Genomic DNA, 16,182 nt, shown 5'->3' on the forward strand with positions numbered 1-16,182 from the left:
CCTCACCTCTCGCGGGAGGCCTCCGCGGTCGCGCGGCGCAGGCCCTCGAGGTCGAGGTCGGGGCCGTACCCGGGGGTGCCGGGCTCGATCCGCCAGCTCTCGGACAGCGGGCCGAGGTCGAGGACGTCGAACCCGAGCCCGTCGATGAGCGAGGTCGCCGTCTCCTTCGCCGCGGCGTCGTCCCCGGCGATCGCGACCGCCCGCCGGTGCGGGGTGCCGGGGGGCGTCCGCCGGGCGGTGACGTGCGCGGCGAGGACGTGGTTGAAGGCCTTGACCACCCGCGAGGTGGGCAGGTGCCGCTGCAGCAGCTCCGAGGAGGTCGTCGACCCGTCGTCCAGCTCGGCGACCTGCCCGTCGCGCTGCGGGTAGTAGTTGTTCGTGTCGAGCACGACCTTGCCGGCCAGCGGCTCGACGGGGATGTCCCCGATCGCCTTGAGCGGCACGGTCACCACCACCAGGTCGCCGGCGGCACCGGCCTCGGCGGCGGTCGCCGCGCGCACCGACCCCGTCCGCGTCGGGCGGGCGGTGATGGCCTCGACCAGGTCGGTGAGCGTCTCGGGACCGCGGGAGTTGGCCAGCACGACGTCGTGGCCGGCGTCGGTGGCCGCCTGGGCGAGCGCCGTGCCGATGTGGCCGGCGCCGATGATGCCGATGGTCGTCATGCCCGGCGCCAACACCGCGGCCGGCCGCCCATTCCCGTCCGTCGAGGTATAGGAAGCTCTCCGCACGTTCTCGCGTCCGAGACGTGCGGATGGCTTCCTATGCCTCGTCGAGGGCGTCGGCGAGCAGCTCGGCGAGGTGGCGGCCGCGCCGGCCGGCCAGCTGGTCGAGCTGGGTGCGGCAGGAGAACCCGTCGGCCAGGACGACGGCGTCGGGTCCGGCGGCGCGGACGGCGGGCAGCAGCTGCTGCTCGGCGATCGCCACCGACACGTCGTGGTGGCCGCGCTCGACGCCCCAGTTGCCGGCCAGCCCGCAGCACCCGCCCAGCCGGGTCACCGTCGCGCCGGCGCGGCGCAGCAGCCGCTCGTCGGCCGCCCACCCAATGACGGCGTGGTGGTGGCAGTGCGGCTGGGCGACCACCTCGACGCCGGCCAGCGACGGCGGCGCCCACCCCTCGGTGGCGGTGAGCAGCTCCGCCAGCGTCCGCGTGCCCGCGGCGACCCGCGCCGCGGCCGGGTCGTCGACCAGCTCGACGGCGTCGCTGCGCAGCGCCGCGGTGCAGGAGGGCTCCACGCCGACGATCGGGATGCCGGCGTCGGCCAGCGGGGCCAGCCGCCGCACCGTGTCGCCGAGCACCCGCTTCGCGGTGTCGAGCTGACCCGTGGTGGTCCAGGTCAGCCCGCAGCAGGTGTCGTCGCCGGGCACCTGGACCGAGTAGCCGGCCGACTCCAGCACCCGGACCGCGGCGTGCGCGGCCTCCGGCGCGAAGTGGTCGGTGAACGAGTCGACCCACAGCGCCACCGGTGCGCCGCCGCCCGGACGGGGCGTGAACCGCTGCCGGAACGTGCGCGCCGCGAAGGCCGGCAGGTCGCGCCGCTGGTCCACGCCGGCGCCCCACTTCGCCAGCCGGCCGCCGAGCCGGTTGCGCAGCACCGCGTTGACCGCCCGCGGCGCCCGGGCGGCGAGGTCGGACCACATCGGCAGCCGGCCGAGCGTGTAGTGCGACAGCGGCCGGACCCGCCGCCGGTAGCTCTGGTGCAGCACCTCGGACTTGTAGCTCGCCATGTCCACGCCGGTCGGGCAGTCGCGCGAACAGCCCTTGCACGACAGGCACAGGTCCAGCGCGGCGTGCACCTCCGGCGAACGCCAGTCCCGCACCGGGCCGCCGGGCGCGAGCATCTCCTGCAGCACCCGGGCGCGACCGCGGGTGCTGTCCTTCTCCTCCCGGGTCGCCGGCCACGACGGGCACATGACCCCGACCCCGGCCGGCTCGGCCCGGCACTTGCCGACGCCGGTGCACCGGTGGACGGCGTTGGAGAGGTCACCGCCGTCGTGCCGGTAGGCCAGCGCCAGACCCTCGCGCAGCCGGGGGGCGGCGGCCACCCGGACGTCGTCGTCGAGCCGTGCCGGGCGCACCAGCACGCCGGGGTTGAGCACGTCGTCGGGGTCGAACAGGCCCTTGACGCGGGCGAAGAGGTCGAGCGCGGCGGGGGAGTACATGGTGCCGAGCAGCTCGCTGCGGGCGCGGCCGTCGCCGTGCTCACCGGAGACCGACCCGCCGTAGCGGGCGACCAGCCGCGCGGCGTCCTCGACGAAGGCGCGGTAGGCCGCCCGGCCGCGGTCGGGCTCCCGGCCGAAGGGGAAGTCGATGCGCACGTGCACGCAGCCGTCGCCGAAGTGCCCGTAGGGCACCCCCTGCAGCCCGTGCCCGTCCAGCAGCGTCTCGAACTCGCGCAGGTACGCGCCCAGCGAGGTCACCGGGACCGCGGCGTCCTCCCAGCCGGCGTGCGCGGGCCGCCCGTCGGAGGTGCGCGCGGCCAGGCCGGCGCCGTCCTCCCGGATCCGCCAGATCGCCGCGGCGTGCGCGACGTCGGTGACCACCAGGGAGTCCACCGCGCCGGCGTCGGCGACGACGGCGGCACCCTTCGCCTGCACCTCCGCGACGGTGTCGCCGGTCAGCTCCACGATCAGCCAGCCCGCGCCGCGGGGCAGGTCGGGGACGACGGCGGCCGGCACGTCGCGCAGCCGCTGCACGATCCGCTCGTCGAGGCCCTCCACCGCCGTCGGGCCGTGCCGCAGCAGGCCGGGGGTTGCGTCGGCGGCGTCGGCCATCGCGGGGTAGCCGAGCACCACCAGGCCGCGGTGCGGGGCGTCGGCGACCAGCCGCACGGTGGCCCCGAGGACGACGGCGAGCGTGCCCTCGCTGCCCACCAGGGCACGGGCGGCGTCGAAGCCGTGCTCGGGCAGCAGGTGCTCCAGCGAGTAGCCCGACACCTGGCGGCCGAAGCGGCCGAGCTCGGTGCGGATGGTCGCGAGCTCGGCGGCGACCAGGGCGCGCAGCTCGTCCAGCCCGGCCGGCTCGGCGCCGGACACGAGCTGCAGCCGCCGGCCGGTCCCGGTGACGACGTCGAGGCCGACCACGTTGTCCGACGTGCGGCCGTAGCCCAGCGCGCGCGAGCCGCAGGCGTTGTTGCCGATCATCCCGCCGATCGTGCAGCGGTTGGCGGTGCTCGGGTCGGGCCCGAAGCGCAGCCCGTGCGGACGGGCGGCGACCTGCAGCGCGGCCTGCACCACGCCGGGGTCGACGACCGCCGTGCGCGCCTCGGCGTCGATCGCGTGCACCCGGGTCAGGTGCCGGCTGGTGTCGACGACGACGCCGGTGCCCACCGCGTTGCCGGCGATGGAGGTGCCCGCCCCGCGCATCGTCAGCGGGACGCCGAGCTCCCGGCACACCTGCAGCGCGGCGACCACCTCGTCGGCGTCGCGCGGGCGGACGACGGCGCGGGGCAGCACCCGGTACAGCGACCCGTCGGAGGAGTACAGCGCGCGGGCGAGGCCGGAGTCGTCGACGTCGCCGATGCCGGTCCGTCGCAGGGCCTCGGTGATCTCGGTGGTGGCGGCGTCGACGGCGGTCACCGGACCAGTGTCCCCGGTGCCTCCCGCGGGTGGGGGAGGCACCGGGGACGGGGCTCACTCCTGGGTCGGCGGCTCGTCCTGCCCCGACTCCTCGGCCTCGTCGGCCTCCTCCTTGGTGTGGTGCACCGCGCCGTCGGCGTGCTCCGGCGGGCCGTAGACCGTGTACAGGATCAGCGGGTTCTCGCCGGTGTTGACGAAGTTGTGCTTGGTCCCGGCCGGGACGACGACGAGGTCGCCCTGCGCCACCTTCTTGGTCGCGCCCCCGACCTTCGCCTCACCGACGCCGCTGACGAAGGTCAGGATCTGGTCGATGTCCTCGTGGACCTCCTCGCCGATCTCCCCACCCGGCGGGATGGTCATGACGACGAGCTGGGTGTTCTTCCCCGTCCACAGCACCCGGCGGAAGTCCGGGCTCTCCTCGGCGACGGTCGCGATCGTGAAGTGGATGACGGACGCCATCGGCGCGCTCCTCCCTGCTCCTGCGGCACCCGGGCGGTGCCCTCCGGCGGTGCTCCTGCCCGCGCCCCGCGCAGACCATGCGCGACCGGTGCGCCCGGCGGCGGTCACCTGCTACCGTGGCTCCTCGTCGGTTCGGAAATCCAACTGACGACGTCGATCCCCTGGGGGCACGCGTGTCCAGCTCGGTCCGGTCCCGCCCACCCGCCGCCGACGCCGCGGCCCCGCTGCAGTCGCGGACGCTGGCCGTCGTCGCGACCAGCACGCTGGTGGTCCTCGCCGCCTTCGTCACCCCGCTGGCCACCTCGGTCGCCACGGCCCGCGAGCTCGGCACCGGCCCGGGCGGGCAGGCCTGGCTGCTCTCGGCGATGAGCGTCGGCCTGGCCGCGGCGCTGCTGGTCACCGGCGCGGCCGCGGACTCCCTCGGCCGGAGGCGGGTGTTCACCGCCGGGCTGGTCCTGCTGGCCGTCGGCGCGGCGGTGTCCGGAGCGGCCCCGGGCACCGGTGTCTTCGTCGCCGGGCGGCTGGTCGAGGGGGTGGGCGGCGCGGCGGTGCTGGCCTGCTCTCTGGGTCTGGTCGCGCAGGTCTTCCCGCTGGGCCCGGCGCGGGCGCGGGCCGCCGCGGTGTGGGGCGCGGCGATCGGGGCGGGGACCGGCGTGGGCGGGCTGGCCGCCGTCGTCCTCGACGGTGACACCGGCTGGCGCGCCACCCACGTCGCCACCGCCGTCGTGGCGGTGCTGCTCGCCGTCGCGGCGCGGCTGCTGCTGCCGCGGTCCGCGCCCGGGCGCCGGCCGCGGGTCGACGTCGCCGGGCCGGTGCTGCTGGTCGCCGCGGTCACCTGCCTGCTGGTCGGCCTGGTCGCCCCCCGCTCCGGCGCGGGCGCGGCGACGACGGCGGCGCTGCTGGTCGGCGGCGTGCTGCTGGGCGCCGCGTTCGTCCTCGCCGAGTCGCGGGTCGCCGCGCCGATGGTCGACCTCGCGCTCTTCCGCGTCCGCGGCTTCGACGCCGCCCTGGTCGGCGCGCTGGTCACCGGTGCGGCCACCGTCGGGCTGCTGTCCTTCCTCGCCACCGTGCTGCAGCGCGCGCTGGGGGAGAGCCTGCTGGCCACCACGGTCCTGGTCCTGGTCTGGTCGGGGGTGGCCACGGTGACCTCGGTCGGGCTGCGCTGGGTCCCCGGCGTCGACGGGCGGCTGCTGCTGGCCACCGGCCTCGGGGTGTCGGCGGCCGGGCTGGCCGCGCTGGCGGTCCTCGACGCCGGCGGGTCGGGCCTGCGGCTGCTGCCCGGGCTGGTCGTCCTGGGCGTCGGCTACGGGGCGGTCAACGCCGCGCTCGGGCAGGAGGCGGTGGCGCACGTGCCGCCGGAGCGGGCCGGGATGGGCAGCGGCGCCAACAACACCGCGCGCTACCTCGGCGCCGCGGTCGGGGTCACCCTCGTCGTGCTGCTGGTCACCGCCGGGACCCCGGCGGGCACCGCGGCCGGCCTGGTCGCCGGCTGGGACACCGCCGCCCTGGCCGCGGCGGGTCTCAGCGCCGCCGGGGCGCTGGCGGTGCTGGCACTGCGACCGGCGCGCCGCTGACCGTCGCGGCCGCCACCTCCGCCTCGGCCAGGGGGTCGGCGACCGCGACGGGCGCGGCGGACAGCCGCGCCAGGCCGACGGCGACCAGCAGCGCACCCGTGCCGGCCGCGGTGGCCGCCACCGCCAGCACCGACAGCAGACCGGTGGCGGCGAGCGCACCGACGACGGCGGTCTCCAGCGCCACCGTGCCCCACACGGCCACCGCGGCGACCCGGTCGGCGGCGGCGATGCCGTTGTAGAGCAGCAGCTGGGCCAGCGCCAGGGCGGTGCCCGACGCGGCGAAGACCCAGGTCCACCCGCCCAGGTGGGCGCCGTAGGCGGCCCCGCCGACCAGCGGCAGCGACGCGGCGCCCAGCGCGGCGGTGGCCAGGGTCAGCACCCCGCCGACCGCGGCGACCACCACCAGCGCCGAGGACAGCGCCCGCCGCCGGCCCGCCGCGTCGGCCAGCCGGGGCAGCACCACCACCCCGACGCCCTGCGGCAGCCAGTAGGCGACCTTGGCGAAGACCGCCCCGACCGCGTACTCCCCGGCCAGTGCGGCCGGCAGGTGGTGGCGGGCCAGCAGCAGGTCGAGGTTGACCAGCAGCACCAGCCCGAGCAGCGCGCCCGAGGCCCGCAGCGCCGAGCGGGCCGGGCCGCGGAGGCCGCGGGACACCCCCGGCCGGCCGCAGCCGGCCCACGACACCAGCGCGCCCAGTGTGCAGCCGGCCGCCATGCCGGCCAGCGCCGCGGCCGGGGTGCCGCCGGCGAGCAGGCCGGTGACCGCGCCCCCGGCCTTGAGCAGCCCGAACGCGCCGACGACGACCGCGAGCCGGCCGTAGCGGCCGGTGCCCTGCAGGATCCCGTCGTAGGCGCCGACGAGCGTGTGCGGCACCAGCACCGCGACCATCCACAGCGCCGGCGCCGGGTCGGGCAGCCGCAGCAGCGCGGCCACCGGCACGACCGCGGCCAGCCCGGCCAGCCCGGCCGCGCCCGCGGCGAGCAGCGCGGTGGCGTGCAGCCGGCGGGCGGCCCGGCCGGGCGGGCCGGCCCGGCGCTCGCCCAGGTGCAGGGCGGCGGCGGTCTGCAGCCCGGTGGCCGGCACGACGCCGACCAGCAGCACGCCGAGCAGCGCGGCGAGCTCGCCGTAGGAGGCCGGGGTGAGCAGCCGCGCGGCCAGCACCGTGACGACGTAGGACAGCGCGCTAACACCCAGCAGCGCGCCGGACAGCACGGCGGCCGGTACCGCCCGCACGGCGCGCGCGGCTCCCCCCTCCGGGTGCGGCGTGCGGGGGACGGTCACGCCGCCGCCCTACCCTGCGGGAGCCCCGGTGCGGGGACCGGCGGAAGGGAAGGGGACGCGTGACGGGTTCGCCCGACGGCTCGCTGGAGTCCTCCGTCGCGCCCGACCGCTCCCCGTGGCCGGCCCGCGGACTCGCGCTCGGCGTCGCCGTGCTGGTCACCGCGCCGGCGCTGGCGCCCGGGCACGTGAACCTCGTCGACATGGTCTCGGTGCCGCGGCAGGACCTCGACCTCGACGCCCTGGCGCTGGGTGGCTCGCTGCCGCGGGCGGTGCCGGTCGACGGCGCGCTGGCGCTGGTCACCGCCGTCGTCCCGGGCGACCTGGTGCAGAAGGCGGTGCTGCTGCTCGTCGTCGCCGCCGCGGTGCTCGGCGCGGCGCGGCTGGTGCCCCCGGACGCCGACGGGCGCCGCGGCGTGGCCGGCGCGGTCGCCGGGCTGGTCTACGGCTGGAGCCCCTACCTGGCCGAGCGGCTGCTCATCGGCCACTGGGCGCTGCTGGCCGGCTGGGCCGCGCTGCCCTGGATCGTGCGCGCGGGCCTGCGGCTGCGCGCCGGGGAGCCCCGGGCGTGGCCGCGGCTGGTGCTCGCCGTCGCGCCGGCGGCGCTCACCCCCACCGGGAGCCTGCTCGCCGCCGGGGCGGTGCTGGCCGGCACCGGCCTGCGGCGCGCCCCCGCCGGCCTGGCCGCGGTCGCGCTGCTGTCGGCGCCGTGGGTGGTCGCCGGGCTGCTCAGCCCCGCCGCCGCCACCTCCGACCCCGCGGGTGTGGCCGCCTTCGCCGCGCGCGGGGAGAACTGGTCGGGCGCGGTCGGGGCGGTGCTCGGCACCGGTGGGGTCTGGAACGCCGCCGCCGTCCCGAGCAGCCGGGCCTCGGCGCTGGTCCCGCTGGTCACCGCGCTGCTGCTCGCCCTCGCCGTCGCCGGCTGGGCCGGGCGCGGCGTGCGGTCCGGCGCCGGCACGCGACTGCTCCTCCTCGGCGCCGCGGGCCTGCTGCTCGCCGTCGCCGGGGCGCTGCCGGGCACCGCGGCGCTGCTGGAGGCGGCCGTCTCCGGCGTCCCCGGCGCGGGCCTGCTGCGCGACGGGCAGAAGTGGGCCGCCTGGTGGGCGCTGCCGCTCGCCGTCGGTGCCGGCCTCGGCGCCCGCCGCGCGGTCGTGGCCGCCGGCGCCGTGCTGCCCCGCGCGGCCGCCGGCGCGGTGGCCGGGCTGGCGCTGCTGCTGCCGCTGGTCGCCGTCCCCGACCTCGCCTGGGGCGTCGGGGGCCGGCTGCAGCCGGCCGCCTGGCCGGGGGAGTGGCAGACCGTCCGCGACGTGCTGGCCGACGGCGACGCGCCCGGCGACGTGCTGGTCCTGCCCGCGGGCACATACCGGGCCTTCGCCTGGAACGGCGGCCGCACGCAGCTGGACCCGGCCGCCCGCTGGCTGACCCGGCCGGTCGTCGGCGACGACACGCTGGTCGTCGACGGCGTGGCCGTCCGCGGCGAGGACCGCCGCGCGGCGGAGGTGCTCGCCGCCGCCGGCGACCCCGCGCGGCTGGCCCGGCTCGGCGTGGGCTGGGTGCTGGTCGAGCGCGGCACCCCCGGCCCGCCGGTGCCCGCGGCGGTGACCGCCCTGCCGCCATTCGTCGACGGCGCGCAGCTGCGGCTGTACCGGGTGCCCGGCGCGGAGCCGGGGCCCCGGCCGGGTGCGCTGCGCACCGCGGCGGTGCTCGTGGCTCACGGGACCGCGCTGGGGACCGTGGGGGGCGCCGCGTTGTGGATCACGGTCGCGGCGTCTATGGTCCCGCTCCGTCGCCGTCCCCCGGAGAATCGAGTCGCCGCGTGAAGACCCTCCTGGCCGTCCTGCTGTCCCTCGGCGCCGGTGCCGGCGTCGGTGCCGCCGCCGTCGCGGGCGTCACCGCCGTGGTCGACCCCGACACCTCCGCGGTCGAGCAGAGCGACCAGCAGCCGATCGACGTCCTCGACTACGGCACCCGCGGCTGACCCGGTGCCGGCGTCCGCCCGCGCGGACGCCAGCACCGCGCCCCACCCCCGCACGCTCGAGTCCCAGTCCAGCCCGGCGGCGTGCCGCGCCGCGGCCGCGCCCATCGCCGTCCGCTCGGCCGCGTCGCCCAGCAGCCGCTCCACCGCCGCGGTCAGGCCGTCGAGGTCGTCGGCCAGCAGCCCCGTGCGGCCGTCGCGCACCGACTCGTTGAGCCCGCCGGCCGATCGGTAGCCCACCGTCGGCGTCCGGTGCGCGCCGGCCTCGGTGACCACCAGCCCCCAGCCCTCCTTGACCGAGGGGCACAGGTGCACCCACGCCCGCGCCAGCTGCGCGTGCTTGGCCACCTCGTCGAGGAAGCCGTGGAACTCCACCCGGTCGGCGACGCCGAGGCGCGCGGCCTCGGCGCGCAGCCGCTCCTCCCACCAGCCCTCGCCCACGACCGCCAGCCGCAGGTCCGGCCGGCGCCCGCCCAGCCGGGCGAGCACCTCCAGCGCGTGCTCGACCCGCTTGTGCGGCACCAGCCGGCCCAGCACCACCAGCCGCGGGGTGGCCGAGCGGGACACCGTCACCGGCGGGGCCGGCTCGACGCCGTTGGGGACCACGCTCACCCGGGCGGGGGACACCCCGAGACCGGCGAGCTCGGTGCGGGTGGCCTCGGACACCGTCACGTACCGGGAGCGCCGGTAGACCCACGGGGCCAGCCGCGACTCCAGCCACCACCCGAGCGCGCCGCCGAGCCGGCCGAACACGATCGGCCACTGCTCGCGGTGCACGTGGTGGACCAGCACCACCACCGGCGCGCGGCGGACCAGCGGGCTGCAGAACGGCAGCCCGTTCTGCACGTCGACCACCAGCCGCGGACGGCGGCGCGCCACGTGCAGCAGCGCCCGCGGGTACACGCCCAGCCGCCCGCCGCGCCGGACCACCCGCACCCCGCGCAGCACCTCCTCGCGCGGCGCCCGCTCGTGCGCGGCGCAGAACAGCTCCACGTCCAGCCCGGCGGCCGCCAGGCCCTCCGCCACGCGGTGCACGTACCGTTCGGACCCGCCGCCCTCCGGGTGGCGCTCGTCGCGCCAGTTGACGAAGAGGACGTCGGCCGGCGGTCGTCGGCGGCGGGAGACGCGGATCACCCGCGGCACGATACAGACGCGTACCAGCCATTCCACCCGCCCGAACGGACGACAGAGGGAGCCCGCACGGAATGGACCGGACCGCCACTCTCGAACGGTCGGTGCGCCTCTTCCGCGCATTCCTCGTCGAGCAGACCGACCCCGACAGCTTCTACGGCGCGCTCGCCGAGGACTCGGTCGCGCAGCTGTCGCGGTGGGCCGACCTCGACGGCGCCACGGTCCTCGACGTCGGTGGCGGCCCCGGCTACTTCGCCCGCGCCTTCCGCGCGGCGGGGGCGGCCTACGTGGGGCTCGAGCCCGACGCCGGTGAGATGGCCGCGCGGGGAGAGCCGGAGCCGGGCACCCTGCGGGGCAGCGGGGAGGCGCTGCCGGTCCGCAGCGGCGCCGTCGACGTCTGCTACTCCTCCAACGTGCTCGAGCACGTCGCCCGGCCGTGGGTGATGGCCGACGAGATGGTGCGGGTGACCCGCCCCGGCGGCACGGTGCTGCTGTCGTTCACGCCGTGGTTGTCCCCCTGGGGTGGCCACGAGACCGCGCCCTGGCACTACCTCGGCGGCGCACGGGCCCGCCGCCGCTACCGCCGGCGCACCGGCCACGAGCCGAAGAACCGCTACGGGGAGTCGCTGTTCGCCGTCTCGGCCGGGGCGGCGGTGCGGTGGGCGCGGCGCTGCCCCGACGCCGAGCTGCTCGCCGTCCTCCCGCGCTACCACCCGTGGTGGGCCGCGTGGGTGGCCCGCGTCCCGGGGCTGCGCGAGGTCGCGTCGTGGAACGTCGTCCTCGTGCTGCGCCGCCGTTCCCCCTGAGGGGTGGTAACGGCGCTTACCGGCGCGACCGACGGGGCGGTAACGACCCGTACCACCCCCGAACGGGGGACCGGTACCGGCCGGAACCGGCCCGGGTTGGCCTGTGGCCTACCCGACAGTAATGTGACGCCGCCGCGACGCCGCAGGAGCCGTCGCAACGCCTCGGGAGGTCCCTCCACATGCGCCGACGTGTCCTCGGGCTCGTACTGCTGGGCCTGGGAGGCCTCTGCCTCGGTGCCGCCCTCGCCGTCCGGCTGTTCCTCGCGCCGTCGCTGGTGAGCCTGCCGCTGGACCAGGAGGCGTCGCGGACCGTCGTCGACCCGGAGGCCACCTACCTCGACGGGGAGACGCTGTCGGAGGTCACCGGCGAGGTCACCGCGCGGCTGACCGTGCAGGGCGACCCGGCCGCCGAGGAGGCCTCCGACGACGTCGCGGTGTGGAACTCCGGCACCACGATCACGAACGAGGACGGCGACCTGCTCACCGAGCCCGCCGAGGTCGTCAACTGCCTCGACCGCAAGACCGCCGAGGCGGTCGACTGCGACTCGGCCAGCGCCGACATCGACGGCCTGACCCTCACCTTCCCGTTCGGCACCGAGCAGCGCGACTACGACGTGTGGAACGGCAACGTCGGCGAGGCGGTCCCCGCCCGCTACGACGGCGAGGACGAGGTCGACGGCGTCGAGGTGTACCGCTTCGTGCAGTCGGTGCCCGAGACGGTGATCCGCATCGCCGAGGTGCCCGGCACCTTCGCCGGCGAGTCCAGCGCCGACACGGTCACCGCCGACGTCGTCTACAGCAGCGAGCGGACCATCCTGGTCGAACCCGTGAGCGGCAAGATCGTCAGCTCCGTCGAGCACCCGGTCACCGTGCTGCGCGGCCCGAGCGGGGACACCGGCCTGACCGTCCTCGAGGCCGAGCTCGGCCCCACCGGTGACGGGCTGGCCGAGGCCGCGGCCGACGCCGCGGAGACCCGGGACCAGATCACCACCGTGCAGCGGACCGTGCCGCTGGCCCTCCTCGGGCTCGGCCTGGTGCTGCTGGTCGTCGGCACCCTGCTGTACCTGCGCTCGCGGCCGGGCGCGCACCGCGCCGACGGCGCCCCCGCCGCCACGGCCACCGAGCCGGTGACCGTCGCCCGGTGACGCCCGCCGCCCCGCGCGGCCGGCTCCTGGAGCCGTGACCGCGACGCTCGTCCCCGAGCCCGCCGGGACCCTCCCGGCGGGCTCGGTCGCGTCCCGGGCGGCGACGGGGACGCCCCCGGACCCCCGCGCCGGCGTGCTGCTGCACCGGGTGCGGCTGGCGGTGGTGTGCCTGGGCCTGCTCGGGCTGGCGTTCTCGCAGTCGCCCGGGCGGGTCGTCCCGGACACCAAGCTCGACCTGACCGTCGACCCGGCCGGCTTCCTCGCCCGCGCCCTGCAGCTGTGGGAACCCGAGGGCTTCGCCGGCCAGGTGCAGAACCAGGCCTACGGCTACCTGTTCCCGATGGGTCCCTTCTTCGCCCTGGGCGACGCCGTCGGCCTGGACGCCTGGGTGGTGCAGCGGCTGTGGCTGGCGCTGCTGATGAGCACCGCCTTCCTCGGCGTCGTCGTCCTGGCCCGCCGGCTCGGGATCGGCTCGCCGGCCGCCGGCATCGTCGGCGGGCTGGCCTACGCGCTGGCCCCGCGCATGGTCACCGCGCTGGGCGCCACCTCCGTCGAGGTGGTGCCGATGGCGGTCGCGCCGTGGGTGCTGGTGCCGCTGGTCGGCGCCGCGGCGGCCCGCTCCCCGCGCCGGGCCGCGGCGCTGTCGGGCCTGGCGGTGCTCTGCGCCGGCGGGGTCAACGCGGTCGCGGCGTCGGCGGTGCTGCCGCTGCCGGTGCTGTGGCTGCTCACCCGGCCGGGCGGCCCGCTGCGCCGCCGGCTGGCCGCGTGGTGGGCCGGCGCCGTCGTGCTGGCCACCGCATGGTGGGCCGGGCCGCTGCTGCTGCTCGGGCGCTACAGCCCCCCGTTCCTCGACTACATCGAGAACGCCGACGTCACCACCGCCCCCACCGACGTGCTCTCCGTGCTGCGCGGGGTCGACCACTGGCTGGCCTACCTGGGCACCGCGACCGGGCCGACCTGGCCGGCCGGGTGGGTGCTGGTGGCCGAGACCCTCCCCGCGGCCGGCACCCTCGTCCTGGCCGGCGCCGGCCTGCTGTCCCTGGCCCGCCGTGACCTGCCCGAGCGCACCTGGCTGGTGCTGGGCCTGCTCGCCGGCGTCGCGCTGGTCACCCTCGGGCACCTCGCCACCGTCGACGGGCTGCTCGCCGGCCCGCTCAACGCGGCGCTCGACGGCGCCCTCGCCCCGCTGCGCAACGTGCACAAGTTCGACCCGGTGCTGCGGCTGCCGCTCGCCCTGGCGCTGGCCCACCTGGTCGGCGTCCTCGCCCGCCGGCTGCGGGAGGACGGGCCCGGGCCGCGGCCGGCGTCCTGGCCCGCCCGCTGGCCGGCACCCCGTGGGCTGGCGGTGCGCGGCGCGCTCGCCGCCGTCGTCCTCGCGCTGGTCGCCACCGCCTCCCCGGCGCTGGCCGGGCGGCTCGCGCCGCCGACCGGCTTCGAGGAGGTGCCCGGCTACTGGGCCGAGGCGGCCGGCTTCCTCGCCGCCGAGCAGCCCAGCGGCCGCGCGCTGCTGGTGCCCGCGTCGTCGTTCGGCACCTACGCGTGGGGGAGCCCGCAGGACGAGCCGCTGCAGCCCCTGGCCGACTCGCCGTGGGACGTCCGCAACGCCATCCCGCTCACCCCCGAGGGCCACATCCGGGTCCTCGACGCCGTCGAGCGGCGGCTCGAGCGCGGCGAGGGCTCCGCCGGGCTGACCCGGTTCCTCGCCCGCGCCGGCGTCTCCCACCTGGTGCTGCGCAACGACCTCGACACCGGGGCGGCCGCCTCGACCCGCTCGGTCCTGGTGCGCCAGGCGCTGCGCGACTCGCCGGGCATCACCCCGGTCGCCGCCTTCGGCCCGACCGTGCCGGCGCTGCCCTGGACCGAGGGGATCGTCCTCGACGCCGGCCTGGTCGAGCCGGCGCCGGCGATCGAGGTCTACGCCGTCGCGGGCACCGCCCCCCGGGCGTGGACCGCGCCGCTGGCCGAGACCGTGCCCGTGGCCGGCGGCCCCGACGCGGTGCTCGCGCTGGAGGACCGCGGGCTGCTCGGCGACCGGCCGACCGTCCTCGCCGGCGCCGCACCCGACGGCGTCGGCCCGGGGATGGTGGGCGACGCGCTGGTGCGCCGGGAGCGCGCCTTCGGCCGCATCACCGGGGCGACGTCGGCCGCGCTCGCGCCGGACGACCCGCGGCGCCTGACCGGCCCGGCCCGCGACTACCTCGACGCCGACCTCGCGCGCGGCGAGACCGCCGTCCGCTGGTCCGGCGGCACCGCAGCCGCCTCCAGCTCGGCCTCCGACGCCGGCAGCGCCGGGGGCGCCCGTCCCGACGCCTCCCCGTGGGCCGCCCTCGACGGGGACCCCGCGACGGCGTGGCGGCCGGCCGCCGGCTACGGCGACACCGGCCCGGCGGAGTGGCGGCTGACCGCCGACCGGCCGTTCCTGGCCGCCGGCGTGACGATCACCCTCGACGCAGCGACCGCCGCCGACGCGCCCGCCGAGGTCCGCCTCACCACCGACCGCGGGACCATCACCCGCCCGCTGCGCCCGGTCGCCGGGCCGCAGGACCTGCCGCTGCCCGCCGGGACCACCGCCACGCTGGCCATCGGTGCCGACGACGGCGCCGCCCTGGCGCTGGCCGAGGTCGCGGTGCCCGGCGTGCGGGTCACCCGCTCGCTGGTTCCCCCCGCGCCGGACGGCGAGGTCGCGGCCTGGGCCTTCGACGCCCTGGGCCCCGGCGGGTCGGCGTCGGGCTGCGTGGTCGACGCCGCCGGCACCCCGCGGTGCGCCGCCGCGCTGGTGGCCGGCGCGGAGGAGCCCGCGGGTCTCGACCGGGTGTTCACCGCCGCCGACCCGGCCCGCGCCGAGCTCACCGCCACCGCGGTGCCGCGCCCCGGGCCGGCGCTCGACGCGCTGCTCGCCGGGGCCGGCGGGCTCGACGTCACCGTCGCGGCCAGCAGCACCGCGGTGGCCGACCCGCGCGGCAGCGCCCTCGCGGCGGTCGACGGCGACCCCGCGACCGCGTGGCACGCCGACCCGGGCGACGCCGCGCCGACCCTCACCCTCACCTGGCCGCGGCCGCGCACCGTCGACTCGCTGCGGGTGGTCACCACCCCCGGCCTGGCCGCCGCGTTCCCCACCGCGGTCACCCTCACCGCCGGCGGCCTGCCGCGCACCCTCGGGCTCGACGACGACGGCGCCGTCCGCTTCGCACCGGTCACCACCGACCGCCTGCAGGTGACCCTCGCGGCGCCGCTGGAGCTGGACACCTTCGACCCGGTCACCCGCTTCGTCACCCCGCTGGGCACCGGGGTGAGCGAGCTGCAGGTCGGGAGCGCCGCGCCGCTGGACCCCGCCGCCGAGGTCACCGTCCCGTGCGGGGACGGTCCCGCGGTCACCGTCGACGGCGAGACCCGCGCGACGACGGCGACCGCGACCGTCGGCGCGCTGCGCGACCTCGAGCCCCTGGAGCTGCAGGTCTGCGGCGACCCCGCGGTGCGGCTGGCCGCCGGCGAGCACCGGCTGGTCGCCGCGGGCACCGACGTCCTCGCCGTCCGCTCGGCCACCCTCGTCGCGACCGACCTCGGGCCCGGGCCCGGCCGCGAGGCGGCCGCGCTGACCCGCTGGGACGCCGAGCACCGCGCCGTCGAGGTCGCCGCCCGCGACGAGGCCACCCTGCTCGTCGTCCCGGAGAACACCAACCCCGGCTGGACGGCGACGCTGGACGGCGCGGTCCTCGAGTCCGTCGCCGTCGACGGCTGGCAGCAGGGCTGGGTGCTGCCGCCCGGGGCCGCGGGCACGGTGTCGCTGGAGTTCACCCCGGGCGCGGTCTACCGGGGTGCGCTGGCCGCCGGCGCCGGCGCGGTGCTGCTGCTGGTGCTGCTGGCGTCGGTGCCGGTGCGGCGCACCCGGACCACCGCCGAACGCCGCCGGGGTCGCGGGGCGACGGTGCTGGTCGTGGTGGCCGCCGTCGCCGGCACCGCGCTGGTCGGGGGCGTGGTCGGGCTGGGCCTGCTCGCGGCCGCCGTCGCCGTCGCCGGTGCGCTGCGGGCGCGGCGGGCCGCCGTCCTCGGGGGCATCGCCGCGGCCGCCGTCGGGGTCGCCGGCGGACTGCTGCTCACCGTGCCGGCCGCCACCGGCACCGCCCGGCAGGTGCTCGCGCTGGCCGCCGTGGCGGCGGTGGTGGCCACGGTGCTGCCCGCGCCCGGCCTCCGCGGGCCGGCGGCCCGGCTGGCGGCGCGGCTGCCCCGGCGGGGCTGA

The 16,182-nt window shown here is 78.6% G+C and carries 10 protein-coding genes; 5 read left to right on the forward strand and 5 right to left on the reverse strand.

Annotated elements, in window-relative coordinates; genetic code table 11:
- Window positions 1-2 precede the first annotated feature (2 nt).
- The 3 genes from ACI780_RS03555 to ACI780_RS03565 all read right to left on the reverse strand — a co-directional run bounded on the left by ACI780_RS03555 (window position 3) and on the right by ACI780_RS03565 (window position 4,035).
- Window positions 3-662, reverse strand: coding sequence for an NADPH-dependent F420 reductase (locus ACI780_RS03555; RefSeq protein WP_457000815.1), 660 nt, complete (start codon window positions 660-662; stop codon window positions 3-5).
- 97 nt (window positions 663-759) lie between these two features.
- Window positions 760-3,576 (reverse strand): FAD-binding and (Fe-S)-binding domain-containing protein, encoded by a 2,817-nt coding sequence (locus ACI780_RS03560; protein ID WP_457000817.1) that lies wholly within the window; start codon window positions 3,574-3,576, stop codon window positions 760-762.
- Window positions 3,577-3,630: 54 nt separating this feature from the next.
- Entirely contained in the window at window positions 3,631-4,035 is a 405-nt protein-coding gene (locus tag ACI780_RS03565) for a cupin domain-containing protein (RefSeq protein ID WP_456870791.1), read from the reverse strand.
- Window positions 4,036-4,208: 173 nt separating this feature from the next.
- Between ACI780_RS03565 and ACI780_RS03570 the strand changes: the two genes are divergently transcribed.
- Window positions 4,209-5,609 carry an MFS transporter gene (locus ACI780_RS03570; protein ID WP_457000819.1) on the forward strand — a complete coding sequence of 467 codons (1,401 nt, stop codon included), beginning with the start codon at window positions 4,209-4,211 and terminating at the stop codon, window positions 5,607-5,609.
- Here ACI780_RS03570 and ACI780_RS03575 read toward each other — a convergent pair.
- Window positions 5,557-6,891: a hypothetical protein gene (locus tag ACI780_RS03575; protein WP_457000821.1), complete on the reverse strand. Its 1,335-nt coding sequence runs from the start codon at window positions 6,889-6,891 to the stop codon at window positions 5,557-5,559. The two genes, ACI780_RS03570 and ACI780_RS03575, sit on opposite strands and share 53 nt — an antisense overlap.
- Window positions 6,892-6,950: 59 nt before the next feature.
- Between ACI780_RS03575 and ACI780_RS03580 the strand changes: the two genes are divergently transcribed.
- Window positions 6,951-8,708 carry a hypothetical protein gene (locus ACI780_RS03580; RefSeq protein WP_456870788.1) on the forward strand — a complete coding sequence of 586 codons (1,758 nt, stop codon included), beginning with the start codon at window positions 6,951-6,953 and terminating at the stop codon, window positions 8,706-8,708.
- Here the strand turns inward: ACI780_RS03580 and ACI780_RS03585 are convergent.
- Window positions 8,600-9,997 carry a glycosyltransferase family 4 protein gene (locus ACI780_RS03585; RefSeq protein ID WP_456870787.1) on the reverse strand — a complete coding sequence of 466 codons (1,398 nt, stop codon included), beginning with the start codon at window positions 9,995-9,997 and terminating at the stop codon, window positions 8,600-8,602. The genes ACI780_RS03580 and ACI780_RS03585 overlap by 109 nt on opposite strands.
- Before the next feature lie 101 nt (window positions 9,998-10,098).
- On the opposite strand from ACI780_RS03585, the gene ACI780_RS03590 reads away from it, so the two are divergent.
- The 3 genes from ACI780_RS03590 (at window position 10,099) to ACI780_RS03600 (ending at window position 16,182) form a co-directional block, all read left to right on the forward strand.
- The gene (locus ACI780_RS03590) at window positions 10,099-10,800 is read left to right on the forward strand and encodes a class I SAM-dependent methyltransferase (protein ID WP_456870786.1); all 702 of its coding nucleotides are present in this window, start codon (window positions 10,099-10,101) and stop codon (window positions 10,798-10,800) included.
- Window positions 10,801-10,979: 179 nt separating this feature from the next.
- Window positions 10,980-11,945, forward strand: coding sequence for a DUF3068 domain-containing protein (locus ACI780_RS03595; protein ID WP_457000824.1), 966 nt, complete (start codon window positions 10,980-10,982; stop codon window positions 11,943-11,945).
- Between the two features lie 34 nt (window positions 11,946-11,979).
- Complete coding sequence (locus tag ACI780_RS03600; protein WP_457000826.1) at window positions 11,980-16,182, forward strand: alpha-(1->3)-arabinofuranosyltransferase domain-containing protein; 4,203 nt, start codon at window positions 11,980-11,982, stop codon at window positions 16,180-16,182.

The organism is Geodermatophilus sp. SYSU D00814 (genome assembly GCF_054050055.1).